At 67.3% G+C, this 13,245-nt stretch carries 11 protein-coding genes; 6 read left to right on the top strand and 5 right to left on the bottom strand.

Annotation, left to right across the window (positions count from 1 at the left end; genetic code table 11):
* Nucleotides 1-193: 193 nt before the first annotated feature.
* Nucleotides 194-1,627 (top strand): HNH endonuclease signature motif containing protein, encoded by a 1,434-nt coding sequence (locus ACXPWS_RS09760; protein ID WP_458712243.1) that lies wholly within the window; start codon nucleotides 194-196, stop codon nucleotides 1,625-1,627.
* Here ACXPWS_RS09760 and ACXPWS_RS09755 read toward each other — a convergent pair.
* A complete protein-coding gene (locus ACXPWS_RS09755; protein WP_458712242.1) occupies nucleotides 1,624-2,541 on the bottom strand; it encodes a LysR family transcriptional regulator in 918 nt (305 codons plus the stop codon). The two genes, ACXPWS_RS09760 and ACXPWS_RS09755, sit on opposite strands and share 4 nt — an antisense overlap.
* Nucleotides 2,542-2,642: 101 nt before the next feature.
* Between ACXPWS_RS09755 and ACXPWS_RS09750 the strand changes: the two genes are divergently transcribed.
* Entirely contained in the window at nucleotides 2,643-4,976 is a 2,334-nt protein-coding gene (locus ACXPWS_RS09750) for an FdhF/YdeP family oxidoreductase (protein ID WP_458712241.1), read from the top strand.
* Entirely contained in the window at nucleotides 4,964-5,785 is an 822-nt protein-coding gene (gene fdhD / locus ACXPWS_RS09745; protein WP_458712240.1) for a formate dehydrogenase accessory sulfurtransferase FdhD, read from the top strand. Before ACXPWS_RS09750 ends, fdhD begins: the two co-directional genes overlap by 13 nt.
* A gap of 70 nt (nucleotides 5,786-5,855) precedes the next feature.
* Here fdhD and clpX read toward each other — a convergent pair whose 3' ends face one another.
* The gene (clpX, locus tag ACXPWS_RS09740; protein WP_458712239.1) at nucleotides 5,856-7,136 is read right to left on the bottom strand and encodes an ATP-dependent Clp protease ATP-binding subunit ClpX; all 1,281 of its coding nucleotides are present in this window, start codon (nucleotides 7,134-7,136) and stop codon (nucleotides 5,856-5,858) included.
* A gap of 367 nt (nucleotides 7,137-7,503) precedes the next feature.
* Between clpX and ACXPWS_RS09735 the strand changes: the two genes are divergently transcribed.
* The 3 genes from ACXPWS_RS09735 to ACXPWS_RS09725 all read left to right on the top strand — a co-directional run bounded on the left by ACXPWS_RS09735 (nucleotide 7,504) and on the right by ACXPWS_RS09725 (nucleotide 10,239).
* Complete coding sequence (locus ACXPWS_RS09735) at nucleotides 7,504-8,244, top strand: hypothetical protein (protein WP_458712238.1); 741 nt, start codon at nucleotides 7,504-7,506, stop codon at nucleotides 8,242-8,244.
* A 7-nt stretch (nucleotides 8,245-8,251) separates the two neighbouring features.
* Entirely contained in the window at nucleotides 8,252-9,805 is a 1,554-nt protein-coding gene (locus ACXPWS_RS09730) for an HD domain-containing phosphohydrolase (RefSeq protein ID WP_458712237.1), read from the top strand.
* 62 nt (nucleotides 9,806-9,867) lie between these two features.
* A complete protein-coding gene (locus ACXPWS_RS09725) occupies nucleotides 9,868-10,239 on the top strand; it encodes a DsrE family protein (protein ID WP_458712236.1) in 372 nt (123 codons plus the stop codon).
* An 86-nt stretch (nucleotides 10,240-10,325) separates the two neighbouring features.
* Here ACXPWS_RS09725 and ACXPWS_RS09720 read toward each other — a convergent pair whose 3' ends face one another.
* The 3 genes from ACXPWS_RS09720 to tig form a co-directional block, all read right to left on the bottom strand.
* Nucleotides 10,326-10,976, bottom strand: a complete 651-nt coding sequence (locus ACXPWS_RS09720; protein WP_458712235.1) for an ATP-dependent Clp protease proteolytic subunit — start codon at nucleotides 10,974-10,976, stop codon at nucleotides 10,326-10,328.
* Nucleotides 10,977-10,984: 8 nt separating this feature from the next.
* On the bottom strand, nucleotides 10,985-11,584 hold the full coding sequence (locus tag ACXPWS_RS09715; protein WP_458713477.1) for an ATP-dependent Clp protease proteolytic subunit: 600 nt from the start codon (nucleotides 11,582-11,584) through the stop codon (nucleotides 10,985-10,987).
* Between the two features lie 109 nt (nucleotides 11,585-11,693).
* Entirely contained in the window at nucleotides 11,694-13,196 is a 1,503-nt protein-coding gene (gene tig / locus ACXPWS_RS09710; RefSeq protein ID WP_458712234.1) for a trigger factor, read from the bottom strand.
* Nucleotides 13,197-13,245 lie beyond the last annotated feature (49 nt).

Genomic DNA, 13,245 nt, shown 5'->3' with positions numbered 1-13,245 from the left:
ATGTGCGTGACCGACCCACGGTAGGAAGACTCGATGGCGGAATTGTTACGTGCACGTCAAGGACGCGAGTCATATCGCTGCGCCACGCACATCCCCGTCCGACCGGCGGGCGCAGTGTGCTCATCGGCAACGATATTCCATTGCACCACTTGCGTTTCAGCATCACGGCCACGTGTATCTTGTCGGTGCTCGAATGTATGTTCGATACATGATGTCGGATGCGGTCGCAGCGGTGGCGGCGTTGCGCTCCGCCTTCGACGCCTTCGCCGCCAGCGACTTCGAGTCGCTCACTCACGCCGAACTGATGGCGGTCATGGATGAGTACGAGGCACTGACGTGCCAATTGCCCGCCACGTCGCATCGACTGCTGGCGCGGCTACAGGCCGACACCACGGCCAGCGAGATGGGCGCGAAGTCATGGAACGCCGTGCTGCGAATCCGCTGGCGCCTCTCCACGGCCGAAGCCGGCCGCCGATTGGGCGAAGCCGCCGAATTGGGACCGCGCCGCACCGTGACCGGCGAACCACTGCAGCCCGTGTTGGCCGCGGTGGCGGTGGCTCAGGCCGCCGGGCTGATCAACGCCGACCATGTCAAGGTGCTGCGCGACGCGGTCGATCGCCTGCCGGGATTCGTCGACACCACCACCCGCGAACAATTCGAGGTCGATCTCGTGCGGGTGGCGGTCGGAGTAGGACCGAAGGAGCTCAGGGAGACCGCCGAGTTGCGGTTGTTCCTGCTCGATCAGGACGGACCCGACCCCGGCGACGCCGAACGCGAGCGAAAGCGCGGATTCTCGATCGCAAAGCAAGGGCGCGGCGGGACGGCGTCGGTGACCGGGACGCTGAGCCCCGAAGCGATGGCCGTGTGGGAAGTGCTGTTCGCCAGGTTCGCCGCACCCGGCATGTGCAATCCCGACGACGAGGAGCCGTGCACCTTCGGTACTCCGACACAGGCCCAGATCGACAACGATCACCGCACCCTCGCCCAGCGTCAGCATGATGCGATGATCGCCGTGGGGCGCATCGCCTTGATGAGCGGAGACTTGGGTCAGCTCAACGGGTTACCGGTCTCGGTGATCATCCGCACCACCCTGCAGGATCTGGAGTCCCGCGCCGGAATCGGCGTCACCGGCGGCGGTACCAAGATTCCTGTCAAGGACGTCATCCGGATGGCTTCGCACGCCAATCATCATCTGGCGGTCTTCGACAAGGCCACCGGATCGGCGCTCAACCACTTCCGGGCCCGCCGCGTCGCCACCCCCGCGCAGCGCGTCATGCTCATCGCCCGCGACGGAGGCTGCACAAAACCGTGCTGCACCGTGGGCGCGTACGGGTGCCAGGCGCATCATGCCGTTGCCGATTGGGCGCACGGCGGCAACACCAACGTCGATGAGATGGCACTGGCATGCCCACCCGATAACCGAATGGTCGACAGGAACGGCGGCTACACCACCACGATCAACCGACGCGGTGAGGTCGAATGGCACCCGCCGCCAGCATTGGAGAACGGCCAGCAACGCATCAACTACCACCACCGCCCCGAACTACTGCTGCGCACGCCCGCGGTCGGGCCGGCACCCAGCACCGACGATGCCCCCGATGGCGGCAAAGGCGTTCGCGGACCCTAGCCCCCGGCGATCCGCGCCCCGAGGTCGATCGCCGCGGCCACGGCAACCAGCGCGGCGGCCACGATGGACGGCGGGTCCCGATCGAGCACCACCAACCCGATCGCGGGGCTCGGGCCGTGTTTGACCATCGGCCGCGCCGCGAAGCCTTCGGGCACACCCAACTGGGGCAGCCACGCGGTGGAGGCGATGGTCGCCCGCCGCGAATGCGCCAGGTGCGCGTAGAGCGCGTCGACCGAGTCGGCCTCGACCGCGGGGCGGTAGTGCACGCCCTCGGCGGCCATGTTGGCATCGAGGATCCGGCGATTGCGCATGGTGGTCGTCAGCGCGCACAGCTCCAGGATGGCGGCCCCGGCCCAGGTCACCTCCGGTGCGCTCATCAGCGCGTCATCCGCCGGCGCCACCAACACGTAGTGCTCCCGATACATCTCGACCGAACGGGTGCCCGGCGGCGCCTCGTCATCGAGATACGTCAACCCGGCGTCGATCTCGAAATCGGCCAGCCGCCTGGCGATCTCCCGTGACGACAGCGCCTCGATGCGCACGGACGCCGCCGGGTTACGGCTCAAGAACTCCGCAGTGATGAACGGGCTCGCCGGGACGGCGGTCGGAATCGCACCCAGTCGGGCAGTCACGGTCAGCCGACCCTGCATGCGGTCCAGATCGGCGAGCATCTCGTCGCGTTCGGCGATGATGCGCTGGGCCCACGCGACCACCCGCTGACCTTCGACGGTGAAACCTTCGAAGCGCCGACCCCGCTGCACGATGACGATGCCCAGGTCGCGCTCGAGGCGGCGGATCGCCACGGACAGCGTCGGCTGGCTGACGTGGCAGCGCGCGGCGGCCCTACCGAAGTGACGCTCGGCGGCGAGCGCCAGCAGGTAGTCGAGATGCTGCAACTGCACATCACCAGCCATCGACCCGACGATAGTCGTCATCTATCACCGCATGTCAAATACCGAATAACAACGCTCGATATCGAGAGTGGCGCGTCGTTTCCGAGGATTAGATTGGAACCATGACCAGAGTCAAAGACGGCCGCGACGTCGATGCGAGCTACGACGAACGGGATGTCGTCGTCGGCGCCGCCAAAGATGAGGCCGCCGGGGTCAAGGCCGTCATGGTCAGCATGCAACGTGGGTTGGAACAGATGGGCCCGCTGCGCACGATGGCCGCACTGACCCGGCTGAATCAGCGGCACGGTTTCGACTGCCCGGGCTGCGCCTGGCCCGAGGAGCACGGCGGCCGCAAGGTGGCCGAATTCTGCGAGAACGGCGCTAAGGCCGTCGCCGAAGAGGCCACCAAACGCCGCGTCACCGCCGATTTCTTCGCCCGGCATTCGGTGGCCGAACTGTCCGAGAAGCCCGAATACTGGCTCTCCCAGCAGGGCCGCCTCACCGAGCCGATGGTGCTGCGGCCGGGGGCAACCCATTACCAACCGATCGACTGGGATGCCGCCTACCGGCTGATCGCCGACGAACTCAACGCGCTCGACTCCCCCGACGAGGCGCTGTTCTACACCTCGGGGCGCACCAGCAATGAGGCCGCGTTCCTCTATCAGTTGCTGGTGCGCAGTTTCGGCACCAACAACCTGCCGGACTGCTCGAACATGTGTCACGAATCCTCGGGCACCGCGCTGGTCGATTCGATCGGCATCGGCAAGGGCTCGGTGACCGTCGACGATGTGGAACATGCGGACCTGATCGTCATCGCCGGGCAGAACCCCGGTACCAACCACCCGCGTATGCTCTCGGTGCTGGAGAAGGCGAAAGCCAACGGCGCCAACATCATCGCGATCAACCCGCTGCCCGAGGCCGGCCTGATGCGGTTCAAGGACCCGCAGAAGGTGCGCGGTGTTGTGGGTCACGGCATCCCGATCGCCGACGAGTTCGTCCAGATCCGGATCGGCGGGGACATGGCGTTGTTCGCCGGGCTGGGCCGGCTGCTGCTGGAGGCCGAGGACCGGGCGCCCGGCAGCGTGCTGGATCGCGCGTTCATCGACCGGCACTGCGCCGGGTTCGACGACTACGAACGCCAGACCCGCGCGGTGGACCTGCAGACGGTGCTGGCGGCCACCGGAATCGGTGCGGACCAGTTGCGCCGCGTCGCAGACAGTTTCATCCGCTCACGACGCACCGTGATCTGCTGGGCGATGGGTCTGACCCAGCAGCGGCACGCGGTGGCGACCATCGGTGAGGCCACCAATCTGTTGCTGATGCGCGGCATGATCGGCAAGCCCGGCGCCGGGGTGTGCCCGGTGCGCGGGCACTCCAACGTGCAGGGCGACCGCACCATGGGTATCTGGGAGAAGATGCCCGAGGAATTCCTGGCCGCCCTCGACGCCCGGTTCGGTATCAGCAGCCCGCGCAAGCACGGTCACGACACCGTGGATGCCATCCGGGCCATGCGCGACGGGCAGGCCAAGACGTTCATCGGGATGGGCGGCAACTTCGTCTCTGCCACGCCCGATACCGAGGTTACCGAGGCCGCTCTGCGCAATTGTGCTCTGACGGTGCAGATTTCGACGAAACTCAACCGAAGCCATCTCGTGCACGGCCGCACCGCGCTGATCCTGCCGACACTGGGCCGGACCGACAAGGATTTCCAGCGGGCCGGCAAACAGCTCGTGTCGGTGGAGGATTCGATGTCGATGGTGCATCTGTCGCGCGGCAACCTGCATCCACCCAGTGATCAGCTCCGCAGCGAGGTCGCCATCGTGTGCCAGCTGGCCCGCACCCTGCTGGGCCCCGGTCACCCCGTCGAGTGGGAGGCATTCAACGCCGACTACGACCTGATCCGTGACGCCATCGCCGACGTGGTGCCCGGCTGCGCCGACTACAACCGCCGGGTCCGGCAACCCGACGGCTTCCAGCTGCCCCACCCGCCGCGTGACTCGCGCGAATTCCCCACCCATACAGGCAAAGCCAACTTCTCGCTGAATCCGATGGAATGGGTGCCGGTGCCGCCGGGCCGACTGGTGCTACAAACGCTGCGCAGCCACGACCAGTACAACACCACCATCTACGGCCTGGACGACCGCTACCGTGGCGTGCGGGGCGGGCGGCGCGTGGTGTTCGTCAACCCGACCGACATCACCGCGCTGGGCCTGCAGGACGGGGCCCGGGTGAACCTGATCTCGGAATTCACCGACGGCGAAGGACGCCTCCAAGAGCGAAAGGCCGAGGATTTCCGCGTGGTCAGCTACTCGACCCCGGCCGGTAACGCTGCCGCCTACTACCCCGAGACCAACCCGCTGGTGCCGCTGGACCACACCGCGGTGCGATCCAATACCCCGGTGTCCAAGGCCGTCGTGATCAGGCTGGAACTCAGGCCGGAGCCATGGGCAGAGTAACCACCCGGCGCCGCATCAGCCACCGCAACGCCGACGGCATCGTGGCCAGACCGGAGACCCTCGTCGTCGAGGAGCCGTTGGAGATCCGCGTCAACGGTGCCCCGCTGACCGTCACCATGCGCACGCCGGGCTCCGACGTCGAACTGGCCCAAGGATTTCTGCTCACCGAGGGCATCGTCTCCGGCCGCGACGACGTGGCCACCGTGCGGTACTGCCAGGGCGCCACCGAGGACGGCGTCAACACCTACAACGTGCTCGACGTGACCCTGGCCCCGGGTGTGCCCGCCCCCGACGTCGACCTCACCCGCAATTTCTACGCCACGTCCTCGTGCGGGGTGTGCGGGAAGGCCTCACTGGAGGCGGTGCGGCTGGTCAGCAGGCACTCCCCCGGCGACGATCCCACCACCATCGCGCCGAACCTGCTCAGCGCGCTGCCCGCCGCACTCCGCAAGGCGCAGAAGGTGTTCGCCAGCACCGGCGGACTGCACGGTGCCGGGCTGTTCGGCTCCGATGGCACCGAACTGGTCGTCCGCGAAGACATCGGCCGGCACAATGCCGTCGACAAGGTCATCGGCTGGGCGCTGGAGAACCGCCGTGTTCCGTTGTCGGGCACCGTCCTTCTGGTCAGCGGGCGGGCCTCGTTCGAACTCACCCAGAAGGCGGTGATGGCCGGCATCCCCATCCTGGCCGCCGTCTCGGCCCCGTCGTCACTGGCGGTCGATCTGGCCGCGCAGGCCGGGCTGACCCTGGTGGCCTTCCTGCGCGGCGAATCGATGAACGTGTACACCCGCCCGGACCGGGTGCAGTAGCCGGCCACCTCCCACAACGACGAATGGCTGTGTTCCGGTGTGAAACACAGCCATTCGTCGATTCGAGGTACTAGGCGCTCTTGTCGCGCCGCTCGGCGCGCGGTGGCTTGCGCGGCACGATGGTCGGAAGCACGTTGTCCTGCACGGTCTCCCGGGTGACGACCACCTTGGCGACGTCGTCGCGGCTGGGGATGTCGTACATGGCCGGCTGCAGCACCTCTTCCATGATGGCGCGCAGCCCACGGGCTCCGGTGCCGCGATGGATGGCCTGGTCGGCGATGGCGTCGAGGGCCTCCGGCGTCATCTCCAGCTCCACCCCGTCCATCTCGAACAACCTGGTGTACTGCTTGACCAGGGCATTCTTGGGGGTGGACAGGATCTGCACCAGCGATTCCTTGTCCAGGTTGGTCACCGAGGCGACGACCGGCAGGCGGCCGATGAACTCGGGGATCAGACCGAACTTGATCAGGTCCTCGGGCATGACCTCGGCGAAGTGGTCCTGGGTGTCGATTTCGGCCTTGGAGTGCACCTCGGCACCGAAGCCCAGGCCGCGCTTGCCGACGCGATCGGAGACGATCTTCTCCAGCCCGGCGAACGCACCCGCGACGATGAACAGCACGTTGGTGGTGTCGATCTGGATGAACTCCTGGTGCGGGTGCTTACGGCCACCCTGCGGGGGCACCGAGGCCTGCGTGCCTTCCAGGATCTTCAGCAGCGCCTGCTGCACGCCCTCACCCGAGACGTCGCGGGTGATCGAGGGGTTCTCGCTCTTGCGGGCGATCTTGTCGACCTCGTCGATGTAGATGATGCCGGTCTCGGCGCGCTTCACGTCGTAGTCGGCGGCCTGGATCAGCTTCAGCAGGATGTTCTCGACATCCTCACCCACATAGCCGGCCTCGGTCAGCGCGGTGGCGTCGGCGATGGCGAAGGGCACGTTGAGCATCTTGGCCAGGGTCTGCGCCAGGTAGGTCTTACCGCAGCCGGTGGGTCCGAGCATCAGGATGTTGGACTTGGCGAGTTCGACCGGCTCGACCCGGGAATCCCGGGACTTTTCCTGCGCCTGGATGCGCTTGTAATGGTTGTAGACGGCCACCGCCAGCGTCTTCTTGGCGGTGTCCTGGCCGATGACATAACCCTCGAGGAAGTCGCGGATCTCCGCGGGCTTGGGCAGCTCGTCGAGTTTGACGTCGTCAGCGTCGGCCAGCTCCTCCTCGATGATCTCGTTGCACAGATCGATGCACTCGTCGCAGATGTACACGCCGGGTCCCGCGATGAGCTTTTTGACTTGCTTCTGGCTCTTTCCACAGAACGAGCACTTCAGCAGGTCACCGCCGTCTCCAATGCGCGCCATCTGGGTGCGTCCTACTTCCTGTTTCCGTCGGTTTTCACACCGCGTGGTGGGCAACTCCGGGTGTTCTCCCGACGCTACCCGTTCGCTCCGCCCCGTAGCGACCGATAACACCAATCGCATAGGTGGTATTTGTTCGCGTGGAGGAGAACATATCCCTCCGCGCGGCTCCACACCCGTCGGCGCGCGGACCGTGTCCCGGACGTGTCGCCGGTGTGACGGAAATGCAGTCGTCGAAGGAGTCTTCGCCGCGTTCCACGATACCGTGCGCGGCAGTGGGCAAAAGCGGAGATCCAGCCAGCCCACCGGCGCTGGATCGTGGGGCCGATGCCCCATGCGCAGCATCTTTCCCACCGTGCACGGTGGTCCCATGAGCCCGTCGCGTACTCCCCTGGACGCCGCTACCGCGGTGCTGGCCCAGCCCATCCTGCCGCCCGGCGACGACGAGCGGTTCACCGGTTTCGGGGTGATGGGCTTCCCCTTCACCTCGGGCCACTACCTGGCCCTACGACAATTCCCCGCGACGACGTTCGCGCCGCCCTACCGGTCGGTCTGGCATCGCGACCCCACCGGGGAGTGGACCTTCTACGCCACCACACCGGCCCAGCAGAGTTGTGCGAGGTACTTCAGCTCGGCCACGCCGCGGGACGCCGTGCAGTGCGATATCGACGTCGCCTGGACCGACCCGTGGACCCTGTACGTCGGGATCGACGGGCTTCTGGAATGGACCGTCGACATCAGCACCAGCGCGTCGACGCGGCTGATGAGTGTGATCGGGCGGGCGCTGCCGGAGGCGGCCTGGACCCATCGAGGTGCACTGGCGTTGATCGGCGCTGCGGCCGGTCCGTTGTTGGGCGCCGGTTCGGTGCGGCTGCGCGGCACGGCGCCCAACGGTCAGCGGTTCACGCTGGCCCCGGCTCAGGTATGGCGCGCCCGCGGGCACGCCTGCTGGCGTGGCGTCGACCTGGGCCGGCCCGGCGCCCTGCACCCGCAGCCGCGGCTGGCCGGGTTCCGGCCCCCGCAACGCGGCCTGTTCGTCGTCGGATCGGGGCATTTCGAGAACTTCGATCCTGCCCGTCATCACCGTGCCGGCACCGACCGCACTGCATAATCGGCGGATGGCTGCGCCGGCCGAGACCCCGAGCCGAGCCGAGTTGCTCGCCGCGCTGTCGGTCGCGGTCGACCTCGGGCTGGGACAGCCGGGCGAGCACATGTTGCGGTCCGCGCTGATCGCGACCCGGCTGGCCGACCGGCTGGGGCTCGGTCGCGGTGACCGCGACTGTATCTACTACACGACGCTGATCATGTGGATCGGTTGTCACGCCGACTCACACGAGTACGCGCGCTGGTTCGGCGACGACATCGCGGTGCGCCACGACACCTACCTGGTGGACAACGCCGGGCTCCCGCTGATGCGCTTCCTGATCGCCAACATCGCCCGTGGCGAACCCCTGGTGCGCCGGCTGAACGTGATGGCAACGCTGTTCGTCAACGCCCGCGGGCAGCTGTCTCAGATGATCCACTCGCACTGCACCTCGGCCGCGCTGCTGGCCGACCGGCTGGGCCTGGGACCCGATGTGCAGGCCGCACTGGCATTCGCCTTCGAACGCTATGACGGCGCCGGCATGCCGGCCGGCGCACACGGGGACGCGATCCCGATTCAGATGCGGGTGGCCCAGCTCGCCGATCTGGTCGAGGTGCATCACCGCACCGGCGGGGTGGCCGCCGCGGTCGCAATGGCCACCGACCGCCGCGGCGGGCAGTTCGATCCCGACGTGGTCGACGCCTTCATCCGCGACGCCGACGCGATCCTGGCCGGGCCGGCCACCGGCGACGCGTGGCAGACCGCCCTGCGGGAGGCGCCCGACCGGCATCAGCCGCTGGACGACCACGGCCTGGACGCGCTGCTGATGGCGCTGGGCGATTTCGTGGACTTGAAGTGCCCTTTCACCCTCGGGCATTCCCGGGCGGTGGCCAAGCTGGCCGGTGATGCGGCCGCGGCAGCCGGTCTGGACGGGCCGGCGGTGGCCCTGCTCCGGCGCGCCGGGCACGTGCACGATCTGGGCCGCATCGGCGTCTCCAATCAGGTGTGGTCCAAGCCCGGCCCGCTGAGCGCAACCGAATTCGAACGGGTGCGGCTGCACCCCTATCTCACGGTGCGGATCCTCAGTCGGGTGCGCGGTCTGACTCAGGTGGCCCAATTGGCCGGTAATCACCATGAATGCCTCAACGGCTCCGGTTATCCCCGCGGCCTGCCCGAATCCGCACTCGGCCTGCCCGACCGGATACTGGCCGCAACGGTCGCCTACCGGTCCGGCTGCGAACCCCGGCCCTACCGCGAGGCGCTGACCCCGGCGTCGGCGGCGCGCCGGTTGCAGGAACGGGTTCGGGCCGGGGAACTGGACACGGTCGCCGTCGACGCCGTGCTGCACACCGCCGGGCAGCGCCCGGAACGGCCCAGCGGCCGCCCGGACGGCCTCACCCCGCGCGAGGTCGAGGTGCTGCGCCTGGTCGCCCGCGGCGTCTCGAACAGGGAAATCGCGACAGCCCTGGTGATCAGCGAGAAAACGGCACGCAACCACGTCGAGCGCACCTACGCCAAGATCGGCGTGTCCAACCGCATCGGCGCCAGCATGTACGCACTGCGGCACGGGTTGGCCGACCCCGGATAGCCGGCTGCCATTGGGGCAGAAGCCCCATGTACGTGGCGCCGGGTTGGGAGCACGATCGGACCATGGACAACACGATGAACAAAGCCGCCATCAGTCTGACCACGGGCCTGGAGGACGCCGAACGGGTGACGGTGGCCTTCCTGGTCGCCGTCGGCGCCGCCGAATCGGGCCGGCCCACCATGATGTTCCTGACCAAGGAGGCCGTCCGGCTGGCGGTGACCGGCGTGGCCGTCGGCACCGCCTGCGACGGCTGCCCGCCGCTGCCCCAGCTGATGGAGCGCTACGCGACGGCAGGCGGTCGCTACCTGGTATGTCCCATCTGCATCCAGTCCAAGCACTTGGACCCGGAGACCTTCATCGCCGGGGCCGACCCCGGGGGCACCGTGCAGCTGTGGGAATGGATCGGCGACGGGGCGACCACGTTCAGCTACTGATCGCCACGTGCCCGAAACGCGAGATTGCCGCTACGGCGCGTTCGACTCGAACTTTCGCGCCATAACGGCAATCTCGCGTGGTGCGGCTATGCGTTCTGTGCGGACAACTTCCGGTACGCCAGAACGGTGTCGATGATGCCGTAGTCCTTGGCCTCGGCGGCGGTCAGGATCTTGTCGCGGTCGGTGTCCTTACGGATGACGGCGGGATCCTTGCCGGTGTGCCGGGCCAGGGTGGTGTCCATCAGCGTGCGCATGCGCTCGATCTCGGCGGCCTGGATCTCCAAGTCGGAGACCTGGCCCTGGATCGCCCCGCCCACGGCCGGCTGGTGGATCAGCACACGGGCGTTGGGCAGCGCGAGACGCTTGCCCGGGGTGCCCGCGGCCAGCAACACCGCCGCGGCCGAGGCTGCCTGCCCCAGGCAGACGGTCTGGATGTCGGCCCGGACGTACTGCATGGTGTCGTAGATCGCCATCAGCGAGGTGAACGACCCACCCGGGGAGTTGATGTACATGGTGATGTCGCGGTCGGGATCCAGCGACTCAAGCACCAGCAGCTGGGCCATGATGTCGTTGGCCGAGGCGTCATCGACCTGCACGCCGAGGAAGATGATGCGTTCCTCGAACAGCTTGTTGTACGGGTTGGACTCCTTCACGCCGAAGCTGGAGTGCTCGACGAAGGACGGCAGGATGTACCGGGACTGAGCCGGATTCACGGCCTCGCCGTGCGGAAGCTTCATGTCAGGGTTCATTTGATTCCTGCTCCTGGTCCATCGCCGTTGACGCTGACGCTCGTGATGATGTGGTCGACGAAGCCGTAGTCCAGCGCCTCCTTGGCGGTGAACCAGCGGTCGCGGTCCGCGTCGGTCTCCACCCGCTCCAGCGTCTGGCCGGTGAACTCGGCGTTGAGACGGTTCATCTCCTTCTTCGTCAGGGCGAACTGCTCGGCCTGGATGGCGATGTCGGCCGCGCTACCGCCGATGCCCGCGGATGGCTGGTGCATCATGATCCGCGCGTGCGGCAGGGCGTAACGCTTGCCCTTGGTGCCGGCGGCGAGCAGGAACTCACCCATCGACGCGGCCAGACCCATGGCATAGGTGGCCACGTCACACGGGGCCAGCACCATGGTGTCGTAGATGGCCATACCCGCGGTCACCGATCCACCTGGCGAGTTGATGTACAGGTGGATGTCCTTGACGGGGTCCTCCGCGGCCAGCAGCAGAATCTGCGCGCACAGCCGGTTGGCGATGTCGTCATCGACCTGGGTGCCCAGGAAGATGATGCGCTCGGCGAGCAAACGCTCGTACACCGAGTCGATGAGGTTGAGCCCCGACGCGCCCGAACGCATGTCAGTCACGGCTGGATACCTGCTTTCTAGAGTTTTCGTACTCGTTCACCGACACTAACCAACGCGCACCGAACCGCACGCCCAACAGGGCGCGCGTTCGCTCACAGCGTCACTCAGCGGCGTCGGCGTCTTCCTTGTCGGCCTTCTTCTCGGCCTTCTTGGCGGCTTTCTTGGCCGCCTTCTTCTCGGCCTTCTCTGCCTTCTCGGCGTCAGCGGCGTCATCGGCGTCATCGGTCTCAGCGGCCGGGGCCTCGACCTCGGCGGTCTCGCCCTCGATTGCCTCGGCGCCGCCGGCCGGTCCGAAGAACTCGGCGGTGTCGATCACGTTGCCGTCGGTGTCGGTGACGGTGGCCCCGTGCACCACCGCGGCGATGGTCAGGCCGCGGCGCACGTCGGCGAACATCGCCGGCAGCTGATTGTTCTGCTGCAGGAAGCCCAGCAGCTGCTGCGGCTCCAGTCCGTACTGGCGCGACATCAGCACCAGCCGCTCGGTCAGGTCGGCCTGCCCGACCTGGATGTCGAGCTTGTCGGCGATGGCGTCCATCAGCAGCTGGGTCTTGACGGCCTTCTCGGCGTTGCCGCGGTTGTCCGCGTCGAACTCCTCGCGGCTGCTGCCCTGCTCGGTCAGCGATTCCTCGAACTTGGCCTCGTCGTGCTCCAGCCCGTGGATGGCGTTGTGCAGGGTGTCATCGACCTGGGCCTGCACGATCGCCTCGGGCAGCGGCACCTCGACATCGGTGAGCAGGGTCTCCAGCGCCTTGTCGCGGATCTGCTCGGCCTGCTGGATGCGCTTGGTCCGGCGCACCTGCTCGACCAGGCTCTCTTTGAGCTCGTCGATGGTGTCGAATTCGCTTGCCAGTTGGGCGAACTCATCGTCGGCCTCGGGCAGTTCGCGTTCCTTGACCGAGTTCACCTTGACGGTCACCTCGGCCTGCTGGCCGGCGTGCGGACCGGCGACCAGCGTGGTGGTGAACTCCTTGCTCTCGTCGGCCTTGAGCCCGATGATCGCCTCGTCCAGGCCCTCGATGAGCTGGCCGGAGCCGATCTCGTGGGACAGACCTTCGGTCTTGGCCTCGGGCACATCCTCGCCGTCGACGGTGGCCGACAGGTCGATCGAGACGAAGTCGCCCTCGGCGGCCGCGCGTTCGACACCGGTCAGGGTGCCGAACCGGGCCCGCAGGTTCTGCAGCTCGGTGTCGACCTCGTCGTCGCTGACCTCGATCGGGTCGACGCTGAACGCCAGCGCAGCCAGGTCGGGCAGCTCGATCTCCGGGCGGATGTCCACCTCGGCGGTGAACACCAGCTCCTCGTTGTCCTCGAGTTTGGTGACCTCGATATCGGGCTGCCCCAAAGGCTGCAGGTCCGCGGTGGTCACCGCTTCGCTGTACCGGCTGGGCAGCGCGTCGTTGACGACCTGCTCCAGTACCGCACCGCGGCCGATACGAGCCTCCAGGAGCTTGCGCGGCGCCTTGCCGGGCCGGAACCCGGGCAGCCGGATCTGCTGGGCCAGCTGCTTGAAGGCCCGGTCGAAGTCCGGCTCCAGCTCGGCGAAGGGAACCTCCACATTGATCCGAACCCGGGTGGGACTCAGCTTCTCGACCGTGCTTTTCACTGCGTTACTCCTGTATGCGTCTTTGGTGGCAGCGCGGTATGCGACGACG

This window comes from Mycobacterium sp. BMJ-28 (assembly GCF_054404835.1).
This window is presented reverse-complemented; position numbering and strand designations above follow the sequence as displayed.

Bases quoted from the DNA above. Each gene is read 5' to 3' on its own strand.
- fdhD (WP_458712240.1), top strand. From the start codon at position 4,964: ATGGGCAGAGTAACCACCCGGCGCCGCATCAGCCACCGCAACGCCGAC.
- ACXPWS_RS09755 (WP_458712242.1), bottom strand. From the start codon at position 2,541: ATGGCTGGTGATGTGCAGTTGCAGCATCTCGACTACCTGCTGGCGCTC.
- ACXPWS_RS09725 (WP_458712236.1), top strand. From the start codon at position 9,868: ATGGACAACACGATGAACAAAGCCGCCATCAGTCTGACCACGGGCCTG.
- ACXPWS_RS09730 (WP_458712237.1), top strand. From the start codon at position 8,252: ATGGCTGCGCCGGCCGAGACCCCGAGCCGAGCCGAGTTGCTCGCCGCG.
- ACXPWS_RS09750 (WP_458712241.1), top strand. From the start codon at position 2,643: ATGACCAGAGTCAAAGACGGCCGCGACGTCGATGCGAGCTACGACGAA.
- ACXPWS_RS09720 (WP_458712235.1), bottom strand. From the start codon at position 10,976: ATGAAGCTTCCGCACGGCGAGGCCGTGAATCCGGCTCAGTCCCGGTAC.
- ACXPWS_RS09760 (WP_458712243.1), top strand. From the start codon at position 194: ATGTATGTTCGATACATGATGTCGGATGCGGTCGCAGCGGTGGCGGCG.
- ACXPWS_RS09735 (WP_458712238.1), top strand. From the start codon at position 7,504: ATGAGCCCGTCGCGTACTCCCCTGGACGCCGCTACCGCGGTGCTGGCC.
- ACXPWS_RS09715 (WP_458713477.1), bottom strand. From the start codon at position 11,584: ATGCGTTCGGGCGCGTCGGGGCTCAACCTCATCGACTCGGTGTACGAG.
- clpX (WP_458712239.1), bottom strand. From the start codon at position 7,136: ATGGCGCGCATTGGAGACGGCGGTGACCTGCTGAAGTGCTCGTTCTGT.